The following is a 15,942-nucleotide window of genomic DNA, read 5'->3' as shown; positions in this document are numbered from 1 at the left end:
TGGGGGACAAGGGGAAGTTATTAACTCAACACTCTTTCCAGGGCGGGCTTTACGGTTCAATTTACTGTTACGACACAGATATTTTACTAAACCCGCCCCTACAACTCAAAACTCGATCGGGATTGACAAGATTTCAGGATGGAGAGGATTTACAGATTGACTAATCCCGTTCATCCTGTAAATCAAATAATCTTGGTCAAACTTTCCCAATACCCAATCCCCAGTCCCAAATCCCCTACTTATGAATGAGATTTAAACTTGGTATCGCCAAATCGTTGCTCTGTTCTTCATATTTTGTTACAAAGGATGAAGATCCTCTGTAGACAAAAATCTTTATGTTAGGTGGTCTGACTGGTTTTAATAATAATTCTGGCAGCGATTGGGGAGAGAAGATGCTCAACACAGTTGCCAGCCAATCCATCCGCCACTTGTTCAGTAAGAGCGAGTCTGTGGAGGTATTGGTCCGTTGCTCTCCTTCAAACAAACTGTTACAAGGCAGCATCGACAGCTTTAAAATGAGTGGTCGAGGCTTAGTGATCCGTCGGCAATTTCCGGTTGAGGAGATGTCTTTTGAGACGGATGCAGTCTCCATAGACTTCAGTTCGATTTTGAGCGGGAAGATTTCCCTGAAACAGCCAACGCAAGCGATCGCACAAGTTATCCTCTCCGAAGCTGGCATCAACGAGGCTTTCCAAGCCGAACTAGTGACAAAACGCCTGCAAAATCTCTCCTCCGATTCTTTATCCGAACTTTCGGGAGGACAGCCTGTTTCCTTCAACGAAGTGCAGATACAACTAGAAAATGGCAATCGGATTCGTCTATTTGCTAAAGCTGACCTTCCCGATCGTGGCAGCGTACCCATTGCCATGCTAATGACTTTAGCTGTAGAACGTCGTCGCCGCATTGCTTTTCAAAACCCTGTTTTTCAAGCCGAAGCCGTCCCCGAATCTCTGCGCGAAATTTCCCAATCTTTAGCAAATGCTTTGACAGAAGTATTAAATAACATGGTCGATCTCGATCGCTTCGACCTCGATGGCGTAACTATGAGAATTAACCGTTTAGAAACCCAAGGCAAAAAATTACTCTTCAGTGGTTATGCTCAAATTGAACACTTTCCTAAAACTGGCTGATTTTTAGAGGTAACAAAAAACTTAAAAGGCAAAAGGAGTAAACATCACTTCTTTTGCCTTTTGATTTTTGACTTTTAATCATATTAGACTGTCGTTTCACCGTTACTATCGGAGGTTTGCATTTGCTGCAAAATGGCTGCTTTAATTCACGGCAAAAATTATTACCTCTAATTTTTATAAAAAATTAAGATTATAAGTAATAATTTTTGCCGATCGCTAGTTTTTTCAACCAAATTCAAGTCTAAAATTACACTCTAAAACCAACTATTCCTCCTTAATAATTGTCATTATAATATTGGTTATAGTTGTCTTCAGGGCAATAATTAGGACAACCCTGTGAGGGGTAAGGTTGACCATAGCCAGAGCCATAGCCAGGGCCATAACCAGCAGCAGTTCGGAACCTAGCCCGACAGCCATTTTCTACCCAAACAAAACCATTTTCAAAACCCCAATTACCTCCACAAATTGCGTTGGAATATTCTTGCTCTAAAACTACGCCTCCGCGAGTATCCATTTGACAAGTTGCAGGTTGGTAATTAATACTTTCGCAAACAGTTGTCCCTTGAGCATTAGCAGGTTTAACTCCTACCAGAGGAGTAGCGATCGCAATTATTGCCGCTGTACTCACAGCAGCTTGAGAAAAAAACTTAATCATTAATTAACACTCCTTTATAAAAATCCGCCTAAATCGAGGTTACTTAACAGACTTATGCCCGTTATTTCTGATTTTCACTCTGGAACGAGTAATTTCAGGAAAAAATTATGAATAACCTGACAATAGATAGTCTCAGCGAAATAACCAAAAAAATCCGAACTGCAAATATCACTTCACAGTTCGGATTTATTCATGATTTTTAGCTAGTTAAGAAAAATGCTATCTGCCGATACCAACATAACGGAAACCAGCAGCTTCTATAGTTTTGCGATTGAGGAAATTTCGTCCATCAATAATGATTGGAGAGTGCATCTGTTTCGCCATTTTAGCGTAATCCAAACTAAGGAACTGCGCCCAATCAGTAATTAAAACTAAAGCATCACAACCATCAGCTAACCTTTCTGGGTCGGTTTCTACAATTACACCAGTTAAACCATGACGCAAACCAGTTTGAGAAACCAAAGGATCGTAAGCTTTAACTTTTGTTCCCAAGCGGTTTAATTGTTCGATGATATTCAATGCAGGTGCATCGCGCATATCATCAGTATCAGGTTTAAAAGTTAAACCTAACAAACCAACAGTTTTACCTTTGAGAATTTTCAATTCTTGCTGTAATTTCTCTACAGCAATTAAACGTTGACGTTGGTTAACACTCACAGCAGCTTTTAACAAATGTGCTTCATAACCATAGTCATCAGCAGTATGAACCAAAGCAGAAACATCTTTCGGGAAGCAGGAACCACCCCAACCAATTCCCGCTTGCAGGAATTTACCGCCAATGCGAGAATCTAAACCAATACCTCTGGCAACTTGGGTAACATCAGCACCAACGCGATCGCAAATATTTGCCACTTCGTTAATAAAGCTGATTTTAGTTGCTAAGAAAGCATTCGCCGCATACTTAATCATTTCTGCGGAGTTGATATCAGTTTTCACCACTGGTACAGGTGGTAAAGATGGATCTTCAGCATACTTACGCGCTGTAATGGGAGAATAAAGTGCTTCCATCATCGACATCGCTTTTTCGCTATTGCTTCCTAATACGATGCGATCGGGATTAAAAGTATCATAAACTGCTGAACCTTCCCGGAGAAATTCTGGGTTACTCACCACATCAAATTCTGCGGCAATCTTTTCTACTTCCTCATCGCTGACAACGCCACCAGCACCTACGAGTACTTTTTGCCGTTCTTTAATCCCGTCCATGACAATCATCCGCACCCAGTCACCGGAACCGATCGGTACGGTAGATTTATTTACAATTACTTTGTAGCCATCATTCAGATTAGCGCCAATTCCCCTAGCTACTGCTTCTACATAACGAGTATCACTTTCACCTGTTGGTAACGGTGGAGTTCCCACAGCGATAAATAAAATTTCTCCATGATTCACACCAGCAGCTAAATCGGAAGAAAATTCTAATTTTCCTTCTTTTGCCGCAGATTGCATTAATTCTGACAGTCCCGGTTCAAAAATCGGTGACTGTCCAGACTTCATTAACTTAACTTTTTCTTCATTGTTATCGATGCAGATTACATCATGTCCAATATGTGCCAAGCAAACGCCTGTTACTAAACCGACGTATCCGGTACCAATTACACAAACCCGCATTTTACGTCATCCTCAAAACAAATTTTACAGAGTATATCTTCAGCCTTCAGTAAATTTATTCAGCCAACCTTTAGGTTTCTGGTATAGCCAGAAAGCTGTTTCGGTATTAGGTGGGAATTGTCCAATTCAGGACTTATTTATAGTACCCAGACCACCCAATCCGATCGCTATCATCGCCAAGTTATTTACTAACGGCTGAAGCTGGAGAATTGTAGATGCGATCGCGAAAATCTTCTATTGTTAGCTTCAAACCTTCTTGCAGCGGGATAGTAGGTTCCCATCCCAACCAAGTTTTCGCTTTGGTAATATCCGGTTGTCTTTGTCTGGGATCGTCCTGTGGTAGAGGTTCGTACTTAATCTCTGCATCTGGGTTCACCATTTGCTGAATTTTTTGTGCAAGCTCTAAAATAGTATACTCGTCTGGATTTCCCAAGTTTACAGGGCCAGTATGTTCTCCATTCATTAACCGCATTAGTCCCTCTACTAAGTCAGAAGCATAGCAGAAACTTCTGGTTTGCGAACCAGTACCGTAAACTGTTAAAGGAATTCCTCGCAAAGCCTGAACGACAAAGTTACTCACCACTCGACCATCATTTTCCAGCATTCTAGGGCCGTAGGTGTTGAAAATCCGCGCTACCCGAATTTGCACATCATTTTCGCGGTGATAGTCAAAAGCTAATGTTTCAGCGATTCGCTTACCTTCGTCGTAACATGAGCGAATTCCGATCGTATTTACATTTCCTCTATATTCTTCTACTTGGGGATGTACGTCTGGATCGCCATATACTTCTGAGGTAGAAGCTAATAGAAATCTCGCTTTTACCCGTTTGGCTAAACCCAGCATATTCAATGTTCCCATCACATTTGTTTTTACCGTCTTGATGGGATTGAATTGATAATGTACCGGAGAAGCCGGACAAGCTAAGTGATAAATTTGATCCACTTCTAAACGAATTGGCTCAGTAACATCGTGGCGAATCAGTTCAAAATATGGATGATCTAACCACTTCAGCAAATTACGTTTATGTCCGGTATAAAAATTATCTAAGCACAATACTTCATGACCTTGTGTCATCAAGCGATCGATAAGATGGGAACCAATAAATCCGGCACCACCTGTAACCAAAATTCTCATAGTTTCTCAGTAAGCTGTAGGTTATTTTAAGCAGCTAATCCCGCTGTTACAACTATAACTCCATCGATATCCATCAGTCTATAATTATCTTTTCATTCAAAGATACTTGTCGAGCTTGATATCAATTCATAATTGATGGAGTTCCTAGTATAACTGCTGTTTTTGTTCAATCAAAATTAACTGCTTAAGTAAAAACACTAGCAGATTATTCAACAAAAAGTTACCTTTATTCATGCAATTCATTAAATCTTTATCCCACAATCAAATAAACTAACAACTTCTTCATACTTGTTGATAATTCTTAAATTAATGATGATTTAGTCATAAAATTATGAAGGATTAGAAATGAAAACAGATGACTGTATGAGCCTCTGCTTTCATTTTTATTGCTTAATTCCCACTTATTCTTTATCCAAGCGCAACACTGCCATAAAAGCTTCTTGGGGTACATCTACTGTACCAATTGCTTTCATGCGTTTTTTGCCCTTAGCTTGTTTTTGCAGCAACTTTTTCTTCCGGGAAATATCACCACCATAACATTTAGCCAACACATCTTTTCGCAATGCGGGAATATGTTCGCTAGCAATTACTTTGCTACCAATTGCTGCTTGCAATGGGATTTTAAACTGGTGACGAGGAATCAATTCTTTTAACTTTTCCACCAAAGCTCGACCGACATAATAAGCTTTATCGCGGTGAACAATCATCGCCAAAGAATCTACTGGATCGCCATTAATCAAAATATCCAATCGCACCAGAGTATTCACGCGATAACCAATCAAATGGTACTCCATGCTAGCATAGCCACGCGATCGAGATTTCATTTGATCGAAAAAGTCAGTAACAACCTCCGCCAAAGGTAATTCATAACTTAAAGTTGTCCGCCCTAAAGTCAAGTATTTCATATCTTTGAAAACACCGCGTCGGCTTTGACCTAATTCCATCAAAGTTCCGACATATTCTTCCGGTGTAATCATATCTACTTGCACATAAGGTTCCTCAATTTGCTCTCGAAATTGCGGGTCTGGCAAAGTACTAGGATTATCGATTAATAACTCTTCTCCTTTGTTAGTTGTGACTTTATAAACTACCGAAGGAGCGGTAATAATCAAATCTAGATTGTATTCTCTTTCCAGCCTTTCTTGGACAATTTCCATGTGTAATAAACCCAAGAAACCGCAACGGAAACCAAAACCCATTGCGCTGGAAGTTTCCGGTTCATAAGACAAAGCGGCATCATTTAACTTTAGCTTTTCTAAGGCTTCACGCAAGTCAGGAAATTGATCGGCATCGGTGGGAAACATTCCACAAAATACCATTGGTTTAGCTTGAGTATAACCTGGTAATGGTTCCTTTGCTGCCGCAGTTGCTAAAGTAATTGTGTCACCGACACGGGCATCTTCTACGGCTTTAATGGCAGCTGCTAAATAACCAACTTCTCCAGCGTGGAGATCGTCAACGCGAATTTGGTTAGGAGAAAGTACACCTAATTCGTCGATTTCGTATTCTTTCCCACTTGCCATTAAGCGAACGCGATCGCCTGTTTTCACCCGCCCATCCATCACACGAAAATAAACAATTACCCCACGATAACTGTCATAGTAACTATCAAAAATTAACGCTCGTAAACGTTCTTCAACAGTAGCTTGAGGTGGTGGCACCAAATGTACGATCGACTCTAGAATTTCCGTAATCCCAAGACCTTCTTTTGCCGAAGCCAAAATCGCACCACTACAATCTAAACCAATCACCTCTTCAATTTCTTTTTTTACCCGTTCCGGTTCTGCACCAGGTAAATCGATTTTATTCAAAACCGGAATAATTTCCAGGTTACTTTCTAGCGCCAAATAAACATTAGCCAAGGTTTGCGCTTCTACACCTTGAGAAGCATCCACCACCAGCAGAGCCCCTTCACAGGCGGCGAGACTCCGCGACACCTCATAAGAAAAATCCACATGACCGGGAGTATCAATTAAATTGAGAACGTAATCTTGCCCGTCCTTAGCTTTATAATTCATCCGGGCAGCTTGCAGCTTAATAGTAATACCCCGTTCTCTTTCCAATTCCATATTATCCAGGAACTGTTCCTTCATATCTCGTGCAGCTACCGTTCCGGTAGCCTGTAACAAGCGGTCAGCCAAGGTTGACTTACCGTGATCGATGTGGGCAATAATACAAAAATTCCGAATTCGAGAAACGGGCACGTCAGTCATAAACTTCGCTCAAAGATGGGGCGCAGAACTTCAATCAAAAAATCGATATCTTCCTTAAGATATTTTAATATTCAACTAGCGCAGCGTCACAGAAATAGCTATTTCCTCAGTTGCTAACACGCTATAATAAGGGTTCAGCTTGAGGATAACTCAAGTACACTTAATTCTAAGCAGTAAAATTGTTAGAAAATATCCCTAGCCACTGCATAACGTAGTGTAAACTGACCGCTTTGATATAGTGGCGAGTCAGTCTAAACTGATGATACCCTGTTTAGGGCTGGTACTATAGTTCAGTATATACACTTGCAAATGAAAGACCCTGTTCTTGATCCCCGGCGTTCAGATGAAAAGGTGGAAATATCAATTCACCTAGATTCAGACTTGTTGAGTCAGTTGGAACATTTAACCAACGATCCCAGCAAAGTGATTGAAGCAGCAATTCGACAATGGTTGAAAGGAGGAGTTAACCAAAGAGATGACGAATTAACTCGCACCATCAACAGAATGCCCGTACCGCCTCGTGGCGAGTGGAATGATTGATGCACCATGTCCGCAATGTCCGCAAAGGAAAAAATTTGGCTTTCTGGAGCGAAGGATATAAACTCGAATTAGTGATGGTGAAGTAACTGAAACTGAGTCGCTAATGCAATATGCGCTAAGCGGATGCTGGCAAGCGATAAGGCTACACCAAGCTAATATGATCGAACAGGGTGCTATTGGCGACATCTCCTGATTTTAAAGTTAAAAAAATTGCAACCGACTCCAATGAGCGTGCCTATTAATATAGAGAATTGGCAAAAAGCGTCTTACGGTAAATCAGATTCCGCTGGGACAAACCATGCGAGCGGTTTACAGGGATTGGGATCAGAGTTAGTATATGTTCAAGAAGCTACAGGCCAATACCTTTCCTTTGATTGGCAACAAGCAGAACAATATCAACTAAATCCAGAAGCGATCGTCAATAGCTGCCTAAATGAAAATTTTGGCCCCGTAGCAGCTGCGCCTTACCTAGAAAGAATTCAACAAATCCTGGAACATCAGCTACCAGAACGTTTTTGCTGTGAATTTCAGTACCAAGAGCATAAATTTAAGTTTGATTTAATAGTTAGTCCTATATTACTAGCAGATGGCTCAGCAACTAAAGTATTAGTTATGGGTAGGCAACTGCCAGAAGAAATTGCCTGTCCCTTGAAGACAATGCCTACCACAGCCAAAGCATCAGCATTACACTGGGGGCAACACTATAAAAAACTGATTAGAAAAATTTCTCGCAACATTCGCCGCACCTTAGATTTAGATACTATTTGGCAAAGAACAGTAGATGATTTAGGTCAGGGATTAGATGTCAGTCGCTGTGTGATTTGCGCTTACAAAAGCGATATTATGGAAGCTTCCGTTAAGGCAGAATATCGCTCAGAATCAGTAAGTTCTTTACTGGGGCAAAAAATTAAAATTTCTGAATCAGCCGATCTCACCCAAGTAATAGAATCTCTAGAACCAATAATAGAACAAGGGTGGAACACTCCAGAACAACCAGAATCCAAATTAGCAGTCGCGACTTTCTACCAAGATAAACCGAACGGTTTGATCGTACTTTACGACTATAAAGAAAACCGTGAGTGGACTCTGGACGAAATAGAATTAATGCGGGAGTTGGCGGATTTGGTGGGCAGTGCGATCGCTCATGCTACCCTATACCATGAACTAGAACAAGCCCGACAACAAGCCGAAGAAGCCTCCCGCTTAAAAAGTGAATTTCTAGCCAACACATCCCACGAACTGCGGACACCCCTAAACGGGATGCTGGGCTTCCTCAAATTAGTTTTAGAAGGCATGGCTGACGATCCTGAAGAACAAACGGAGTTCATCGAAGAAGCCTATCGTTCAGCCTTACACCTACTCAGCGTTATTAACGACATTTTAGATATTGCCAAAATTGAAGCTGGCAAAATGGAATTAGAACTAGGGCCTGTAGATTTGGAAGAGTTATTTAGTAACGTCGAAGACTTTACCAAAACTCAAGCACAACAGAAAAATCTCAGCTTCCGCATTCAAAAACCAGCCACCAGAGACAAAATCATCCTCAATGGTAACTACCAAAGATTATTACAAGTATTGTTGAACTTGGTAGGAAATGCGATTAAATTTACTCATGAAGGCGGAGTGATGATTAGCGCCGAAGTGCAGCGGAAAAAACCTGCCAATAACCAAGAAGTTCCAGCAATGGCGATCGTTCGTGTCGTAGATACAGGAATAGGCGTATCCTTAGAAAAACAAGGTAGACTCTTCCAATCCTTCAGCCAAGTCAACGGCGGACATAACAGACAATACGGCGGTACCGGACTTGGACTTTACATTTCCCAAAAACTCATCGAAGCAATGAAGGGAGAAGTCGAATTCTACAGCATGGGCGAAGGGCTGGGGTCAACCGTCACTTTTACCGTGCCATTGTATCAAGACCCAGTACTTACTTCTAATCAATAGGGACTGGGGACAAGGGGACAAGGGGAATTTTTACTTGTGTCCTCTGCCTTCTGCCTTCTGCCTTCTGCCTTCTGCCTTCTGCCTTTCCCTAATAACCCTTTAAACTAAGAAAGAGTAGAGATCTTCCAAGGAGAGTTCCGTGACTGAGAAGAGTGCGAAGGATCTATTTCGTAGTGCTTACGAAAACCGTTACACTTGGGACACTGAATTTCCCGGCTTCAGTGCTGATATTCAACTTAAGCAGGGAAATGAAGTTTACACCGGAAAAGTGCGAGTTAACCGTGACATGACTGTAGAAGTTAGCGGTGTCGAAGACGAACAAGTAAAAGAAAGCATCTATACTCAGATGCGGGACGTAATTACTCACCGCAAACGGGGTAACTTTGAACAAGCGCATGGCAAAAACGAGTTTAGCTTAGGTGAAACTGACTCTACAGGCGCGATGGAAATTTTGGTTAAAGGCGACGCGATGGGCTCAAATTATAAGATTCGCGGTACAGAAATTTGCCAAGTTAGTCGGGTTATGGGTAGAGTTGCCTTTACCATTGATACCCATGAAAGCAAGAATACTGGCGAAGGTTACATTGCCTCTCGTTATGATGCCATTTTCCGCAATCCGCAAACAGGCGAAGTAACTAATCAATTGGAATTTGAAGACGACTACGAAAAAATTGGTAACTACTACATCATGACTCATCAAGTAGTCCGTTCCAATGAACAAGGACAGCAAACAACTACCGAGTTTAAATATTCCAACGTTAAGCTATTGGAACCTGCTGTAGTTTAAAGGGTACTGGGGACTGGGGACTAGGAAAGTTTGACCAAGATTATTTGATTTACAGGATGAACGGGATTAGTCAATCTGTAAATCCTCTCCATCCTGAAATCTTGTCAATCCCGATCGAGTTTTGAGTTGTAGGGGCGGGTTTAGTAAGATATCTGTGTCGTAACAGTAAATTGAACCGCAAAGCCCGCCCTGGAAAGAGTTTTGAGCTAATGTAATTTCTCCTTGTCCCCTCGTCCCCTGGAGCCCCTGGAGTCCCTGGAGCCCCTGGAGCCTCTTCTGGAATAGGTCGATCGCAAAGTGTAGAGCAAGGCTAATGCTTTGCCTGCATAGGTGAAGTTGACCTGGATATATTGATCTTCGTTGGCGATGTCGGTTTCTGGGAAATTTTTGTCAACCTTGGTTGACAAAATTCTTGGTTCAGGTGGGCATCCTCAGCTGAGAAAGGTACGGAAAATTTTTTGTCCCAAACAATCATGTCAAAAGAACTGGCAATTTGTACTCGTGGACTGACTAAGCAATTCGATCGCTACATTGCTGTCAATGATGTTGATTTAGAGATCAAGGCAGGAGAAGTTTATGGTTTAATTGGGCCGAATGGTGCAGGGAAAACGACGCTGATCCGAATGTTGGCGGCGGCGGAAGAACCGAGTATTGGAGAAATTTATATTAATGGTGACAGGTTAATGCGCGATCAAAGTAATCCAACTTTGAAGCAGCGACTCGGTTATCTTCCTGATGATTTTCCGCTTTATGATGATTTGACAGTTTGGGATTATTTGGATTATTTTGCCCGACTTTATCGATTGCGGGAACCTCGGCGCAGTCATAGGCTATATGAAGTTTTGGAATTGGTGCAGCTAACTAATAAGCGCAATAGTCCAATTAACACTTTGTCGCGAGGAATGAAACAGCGATTAAGTTTGGCGAGAACGATTATTCACGAACCGATTTTACTTTTATTAGATGAACCTGTTTCAGGGTTAGATCCGATCGCTAGAATGCAGTTTCGGGAAATCATTAAAACTTTGCAAGAAGCGGGAATGACAATTTTAATTTCCTCCCATGTTCTCAGTGATTTGGCAGAACTTTGTACTTCTGTGGGAATTATGGAGTTGGGATATTTGGTGGAAAGTGCGAGTTTAGCAGAACTTTATCGCCGTCTTAGTCGCCAGCAAATTATTATCTCTACTTTGGGAAAATTAGAGGCGCTGTTATCAGAGTTGAAAAATTATCCATTAGTAGAAGGATATGAAGTTTTGTCAGGAACTAATCAGGTAAGGGTTGATTTTGGCGGTACGCCAGAAGATTGTGCTAGGCTGTTGCGATCGCTAGTTAAAGCTGGCATTCCCTTAAACGAATTCCATTGTACCCAAGAAGATTTAGAAAGCATCTTCTTAAAAATGGGTCACAAACAAGCATCTTAACCGTCATTAGTCATTGGTGAAATCCTAATTATAAATATACAGAGGATGAAAAATGGCAAGTAATTCGATCGACAAAATAGGAGATTTGAATCCCCAAATTTGGCGAGAAATTAAAGGTCGCCTTAAACCTCGGAATCTCATAATTAGTGTAGCTATTTCCCTGTTCACTCAATTTTTGATTTTTCAGTATTTCTTAACTCAACTTCCCGCTGAACCTCTTCCGGGACAAAAGACTTACCCCATTTACAACACATACTGTACAGGAAAACGTACTTATGATTATTCCTCAAGTTCTATATGTTTTGAAGATGGTTTTGGCAACTTTATTATCAACTGGGAACTTTGGAATCGAGATATATTCGTTTTCTTGAGTTGGGTTGGCATCTTTTCCCTATTAGTAGCGGGGACTTATCTGCTAATCAATGATTTATCTCAGGAAGAACGGCGGGGAACCTTAAATTTTATTCGCCTCAGTCCCCAATCCAACAAAAATATTTTAATCGGCAAAATTTTGGGCGTTCCCATTTTGCTTTATCTCGCCATCTTGTTCGCACTTCCCTTGCATTTTTGGACGGGATTATCAGCACACATTCCGTTGGGTGAAATTCTAGGTTTTGACTGTGCTGTTATTGCTTGCTGCATTTTATTTTATAGCACAGCACTACTCTATTCTTTAGTGAGTAATTGGTTAGTAGGTTTTCAACCTTGGTTAGGTAGTGGTGTCATCTTAGGTTTTGTTTGGCTAAATTACTTGTTTACCTATGCTCCCCTAAATAGCCCAATTTCTTGGCTAAGAGTACTAACGCCATTTGATTTAATCCCTCATGTATTCAAGAGTTCTTTTTATCTATATCAATACAAGTATCTGACAGAATCACCTGATCTACAGTGGTATAACTTACCAATTGGGGAAACATGGACGATTCTCCTGTTGTTCTCTTTGCTCAATTTTGCGCTTTGGAGTTATTGGATTTGGCAAGGTTTAAACCGCTGTTTTCGTAACCCAAGTACAACCATTCTTAGCAAAGGTCAAAGTTACTTAATAACGGCTTGTTTTGAGATTTCCTTAATCGGATTTACCGTACCAGGATATACCTACGATCATCTTTCAAATAAAGACTGGCTTTTCCAGCACTTCATGTTTTTATGTAGCTTAAACTTCCTGCTGTTTATGGTTTTAATTGCCATTCTTTCACCCCAGCGTCAAGTGTTACATGATTGGGCACGTTACCGATATCAAAATCAGGGTAAATCCCTAATTAAAGATTTGATTTTTGGGGAAAAAAGCCCTGCGTTGTTAGCAATAGCTATTAATTTAGGAATTGCGATCGCACCCATCAGCTTATGGAGTTTAAGTTCAGATGCAGAATACAAGTATAAAATCGCTACTTTAATCAGTTTAGCTTTCGCATTTACTTTGGTCATGCTTTATGCTGTCCTCACTCAATTATTGTTGTTTGTTCGCATTAAAAACAACATTATTTGGGCGCTTGGTACCCTAAGCGCCACCATTTTTCTGCCCCTAATTGTGTTAGCGGTATTCCAAATCAATCCTGACAAAAGTTGGGGTTTTCTCTGGTACTTTTCCGTATTAGCACCCATAGCAACCTACTGGGAAGAAACACCAGCAATGGAAATTTTGGTCGCCGCTTTAGGACAATGGACTATCCTGGGATTATTGACCGTACAATTAACCAAAAAGTTACGCCTCGCTGGAGAATCTGCAACTAAAGCTTTGTTACAGGAACGACGGGCTTTACCCTCAAAAACCCTGTAAAAAATTAATGGTTATTGGTTAGAAAATTTCTGCCAATAACCACTGACAAATAAGTAATTATAAATGCAAGGAAACAAAATGAAATTAACTTTGTTAGACAGAATTGGTGATTTGAATCCCCAAATGTGGCGGGAAATTAAAGGACGCTTCAAACCACGAAATGTGATTATTGCCGCTATCATTTCCCTATTAGGGCAATTTATGATGTTAATGATAGCTATGGGAAGTTTGCCTACGGACGATCGCTATCTGAGCCCAGATAACAAAATTTACAACAAATATTGTACAGGAGTTTCTCAAGAATGCCTCCAAGATAGTTTAGGCAATTTTGTCGTTAACTGGCAATTTTGGTGGATAGAAATATTTACAGTTCTGAGTGTAATTGGCATTTTTATCCTGTTAATCGCAGGTACATATATGCTAATTAGCGACTTAGCTAAGGAAGAAAAAAATGGAACTTTGAATTTTATTCGCCTCAGTCCTCGCAGTAGCCAAAGTATTTTATTAGGTAAAATTCTCGGTGTTCCTTTTTTACTTTATGTCTTCGTTATTTCAGCTTTACCTTTACATTTTTGGGCGGGAATTTCTGCTGGCATTCCTTTAATAGCAATTCTGATTTATTGGGCAGTTATTATTGCCAGTTGCTTTTTCTTTTACAGCGGCAGTTTGCTATTTGGTTTGTTTAGTTCTGGGTTTAGTGGGTTTCAACCTTGGTTAGGTAGCAGTTTAGCTTTAATGTTTCTCTGGACAACTTGTTTTATACCGATATCTAACACCCCAGCAGATTGGATAACTATGTTTTCTCCTTATAGAATTCTGCCTTATGTGGTGAATACAAGTTTAGTACAAGATAGCTTTTCTTTTTCCTATTTGTACTTAAATGATTGGCAATGGTTTTACTTAGCATTGGGTAACAATGCTGTGGCAGCTATTAGTTTTTCGCTGTTTAATTATGCCTTGTGGAGTTACTGGATTTGGCAAGGTTTGCAGCGTCGTTTCCATAATCCAAGTAAGACTATTCTTAGCAAAAGTCAAAGTTATTTACTGGTATCTTGTATAGAAGTAATGGCTTTGGGTTTTGCACTACAAGTGAGTAGATTTTCATATTCACCAGAAAACAATTTGTTTATTCTGCTGGTTTTGAATCAATTACTATTCTTAGGTTTAATGGCGGCTTTATCTCCGCAGCGACAAGCTTTACAAGATTGGGCGCGATATCGACGGGAAAGAATGACAAATCGTTGGGGTTTTTGGAGTCGGGATTTAATCAAAGATTTGATTTGGGCAGAAAATAGTCCGGCTATTTTGGCAATAGCAATTAATCTACTTAATAGTTTAATAATATTGTCTGTCTGGATTGTTTTAAGTCCTAATAAACTTAACTTAATGTCAATAATTGCTATGCTGGCAGTTACCATGACTTTGACATTAATTTATGCCACTATCCTACAATTAATGTTGCTAATGCGAGCTAAAAGACGGATGCAATGGGCGGCTGGTGTAATCATTGCTTTAGTAGTTTTGCCGCCAATTTTTCTGAGTATTTTATCACTTTCTCCTGCTAAAGCTCCTCTGTTTTGGCTGTTTACTGCTTTCCCTTGGGCTGTTGTTAAAGATGCGTCAATAGGAACTATCTTTACTGCTTTTATCTGTCAATTAGGGATTTTTGCTTTGTTGAATGGGCAGTTAAATCGACAGTTAAAGGTGATTGGGGAGTCGGCGACTAAGGCTTTGTTGAGAGAAGTTTAGCTACAATATTTGGGCATGGTGCGTTACGTTGTCACTTTTCTTAAATGCCGTTATACGCACCATACGAGTTGATTTAAGGTTTGATTTTTAGGGCTTTTTTGACTAGTTCGGGAACTTGGGAAGGGCGATCGGCAATTGGGATTTTGGCTTGTCTAAAAGTAGCAATAATATTCTCTGTACTTTCAGGATCGGTGCCTAAAATTGGTAGGGAAACTATTAAGTCGCTGGCGTGAAGTTGGCGTTTGCGGGCTGGGCCTAAACGTCCGGCGATGTAGGCAACTACGGGTTTTTCGATTTTTTCTTTAATGTATTGGGCAGCTGTTTCTTCGATGCCGTCATTTATTTGACTGACTAAGGCGATCGCTTTTGTACTTTTATCTTCATTTAATATTTTCAACCATTCCCATAAGGAAGAACCGATAATACTATCACTACCAATGCTGACGCAAATAGATTGACCTAATTCTGCTTTCATCAGCTCTAATGCTACTTCAGAAGTTAGTGTACCACTGCGGCTAATAATTCCCACTGAACCATGAGTGTAAAATTCTACTGGATAGGTTCCCAATAAGACTTTTTCTGGTACTATGATGCCCAAAGAATTTGGCCCAACAACTAAGGTATTTGTTGCTTCAGCTTTTCGCAGCAGGGAAACCATATCTAAGGGTGGAACTCCCTGTGTAATGATGATAATTTGATGGATATTCGCTGCGATCGCTTCCAGTGCCGCATCTAAAGCTAAATAAGGCGGGACAAAGATGATTGTAGTGTCGATCGCACCCACTTCTGACACAGCTTGTTCCACCAAGTCAAAAATCGGAATCCCATCTAATGCTTGTCCGCCCTCTCCAGGACTAACTCCAGCCACTACATTAGTACCATAAGCTTTCATCCGAACCGCATGGATAGCAGCGAGAGGTTCGTTGATACCTTGAATTAATACTTTATCTTCTGGGCTAAGTTTCATAATTAGGTGT

At 40.6% G+C, this 15,942-nt stretch carries 12 protein-coding genes; 7 read left to right on the top strand and 5 right to left on the bottom strand.

Annotation, left to right across the window (positions count from 1 at the left end):
• Window positions 1-335 precede the first annotated feature (335 nt).
• Window positions 336-1,130 carry a DUF2993 domain-containing protein gene (locus IQ264_RS12700; protein ID WP_193981150.1) on the top strand — a complete coding sequence of 265 codons (795 nt, stop codon included), beginning with the start codon at window positions 336-338 and terminating at the stop codon, window positions 1,128-1,130.
• Window positions 1,131-1,404: 274 nt separating this feature from the next.
• Here IQ264_RS12700 and IQ264_RS12695 read toward each other — a convergent pair whose 3' ends face one another.
• From IQ264_RS12695 to lepA, 4 genes are all read right to left on the bottom strand, one after another.
• On the bottom strand, window positions 1,405-1,785 hold the full coding sequence (locus tag IQ264_RS12695; protein WP_193981149.1) for a DUF3011 domain-containing protein: 381 nt from the start codon (window positions 1,783-1,785) through the stop codon (window positions 1,405-1,407).
• Window positions 1,786-2,004: 219 nt separating this feature from the next.
• Window positions 2,005-3,396: a UDP-glucose dehydrogenase family protein gene (locus tag IQ264_RS12690; RefSeq protein ID WP_193981148.1), complete on the bottom strand. Its 1,392-nt coding sequence runs from the start codon at window positions 3,394-3,396 to the stop codon at window positions 2,005-2,007.
• Between the two features lie 181 nt (window positions 3,397-3,577).
• On the bottom strand, window positions 3,578-4,531 hold the full coding sequence (locus IQ264_RS12685) for a UDP-glucuronic acid decarboxylase family protein (protein WP_193981147.1): 954 nt from the start codon (window positions 4,529-4,531) through the stop codon (window positions 3,578-3,580).
• A 401-nt stretch (window positions 4,532-4,932) separates the two neighbouring features.
• Entirely contained in the window at window positions 4,933-6,744 is a 1,812-nt protein-coding gene (gene lepA, locus IQ264_RS12680; RefSeq protein WP_193981146.1) for a translation elongation factor 4, read from the bottom strand.
• 309 nt (window positions 6,745-7,053) lie between these two features.
• Here lepA and IQ264_RS12675 point away from each other — a divergent pair, with 309 nt between their 5' ends.
• The 6 genes from IQ264_RS12675 (at window position 7,054) to IQ264_RS12650 (ending at window position 14,965) form a co-directional block, all read left to right on the top strand.
• Entirely contained in the window at window positions 7,054-7,284 is a 231-nt protein-coding gene (locus tag IQ264_RS12675) for a hypothetical protein (protein WP_193981145.1), read from the top strand.
• A 225-nt stretch (window positions 7,285-7,509) separates the two neighbouring features.
• Entirely contained in the window at window positions 7,510-9,228 is a 1,719-nt protein-coding gene (locus IQ264_RS12670) for a GAF domain-containing sensor histidine kinase (RefSeq protein WP_193981144.1), read from the top strand.
• A 139-nt stretch (window positions 9,229-9,367) separates the two neighbouring features.
• Window positions 9,368-10,015 (top strand): DUF3386 domain-containing protein, encoded by a 648-nt coding sequence (locus IQ264_RS12665; protein ID WP_193981143.1) that lies wholly within the window; start codon window positions 9,368-9,370, stop codon window positions 10,013-10,015.
• A gap of 473 nt (window positions 10,016-10,488) precedes the next feature.
• Window positions 10,489-11,439 (top strand): ABC transporter ATP-binding protein, encoded by a 951-nt coding sequence (locus IQ264_RS12660; protein ID WP_193981142.1) that lies wholly within the window; start codon window positions 10,489-10,491, stop codon window positions 11,437-11,439.
• 52 nt (window positions 11,440-11,491) lie between these two features.
• Window positions 11,492-13,216, top strand: a complete 1,725-nt coding sequence (locus IQ264_RS12655) for an ABC transporter permease (RefSeq protein WP_193981141.1) — start codon at window positions 11,492-11,494, stop codon at window positions 13,214-13,216.
• A 78-nt stretch (window positions 13,217-13,294) separates the two neighbouring features.
• Window positions 13,295-14,965 (top strand): ABC transporter permease, encoded by a 1,671-nt coding sequence (locus IQ264_RS12650; RefSeq protein WP_193981140.1) that lies wholly within the window; start codon window positions 13,295-13,297, stop codon window positions 14,963-14,965.
• 73 nt (window positions 14,966-15,038) lie between these two features.
• On the opposite strand, the gene IQ264_RS12645 is transcribed toward IQ264_RS12650, so the two are convergent.
• Window positions 15,039-15,932 carry a succinate--CoA ligase subunit alpha gene (locus IQ264_RS12645; protein WP_193981139.1) on the bottom strand — a complete coding sequence of 298 codons (894 nt, stop codon included), beginning with the start codon at window positions 15,930-15,932 and terminating at the stop codon, window positions 15,039-15,041.
• Window positions 15,933-15,942 lie beyond the last annotated feature (10 nt).

This window comes from [Phormidium] sp. LEGE 05292, from assembly GCF_015207735.1.
Lineage (GTDB): Bacteria > Cyanobacteriota > Cyanobacteriia > Cyanobacteriales > Aerosakkonemataceae > Floridanema.
Note: the sequence above shows the minus strand (reverse complement) of the source record. Positions and strands in the feature narration are given on the sequence as shown.

Bases quoted from the DNA above. Each gene is read 5' to 3' on its own strand.
- IQ264_RS12700 (WP_193981150.1), top strand. From the start codon at position 336: ATGTTAGGTGGTCTGACTGGTTTTAATAATAATTCTGGCAGCGATTGG.
- IQ264_RS12695 (WP_193981149.1), bottom strand. From the start codon at position 1,785: ATGATTAAGTTTTTTTCTCAAGCTGCTGTGAGTACAGCGGCAATAATT.
- IQ264_RS12690 (WP_193981148.1), bottom strand. From the start codon at position 3,396: ATGCGGGTTTGTGTAATTGGTACCGGATACGTCGGTTTAGTAACAGGC.
- IQ264_RS12685 (WP_193981147.1), bottom strand. From the start codon at position 4,531: ATGAGAATTTTGGTTACAGGTGGTGCCGGATTTATTGGTTCCCATCTT.
- lepA (WP_193981146.1), bottom strand. From the start codon at position 6,744: ATGACTGACGTGCCCGTTTCTCGAATTCGGAATTTTTGTATTATTGCC.
- IQ264_RS12675 (WP_193981145.1), top strand. From the start codon at position 7,054: ATGAAAGACCCTGTTCTTGATCCCCGGCGTTCAGATGAAAAGGTGGAA.
- IQ264_RS12670 (WP_193981144.1), top strand. From the start codon at position 7,510: ATGAGCGTGCCTATTAATATAGAGAATTGGCAAAAAGCGTCTTACGGT.
- IQ264_RS12660 (WP_193981142.1), top strand. From the start codon at position 10,489: ATGTCAAAAGAACTGGCAATTTGTACTCGTGGACTGACTAAGCAATTC.
- IQ264_RS12655 (WP_193981141.1), top strand. From the start codon at position 11,492: ATGGCAAGTAATTCGATCGACAAAATAGGAGATTTGAATCCCCAAATT.
- IQ264_RS12650 (WP_193981140.1), top strand. From the start codon at position 13,295: ATGAAATTAACTTTGTTAGACAGAATTGGTGATTTGAATCCCCAAATG.
- IQ264_RS12645 (WP_193981139.1), bottom strand. From the start codon at position 15,932: ATGAAACTTAGCCCAGAAGATAAAGTATTAATTCAAGGTATCAACGAA.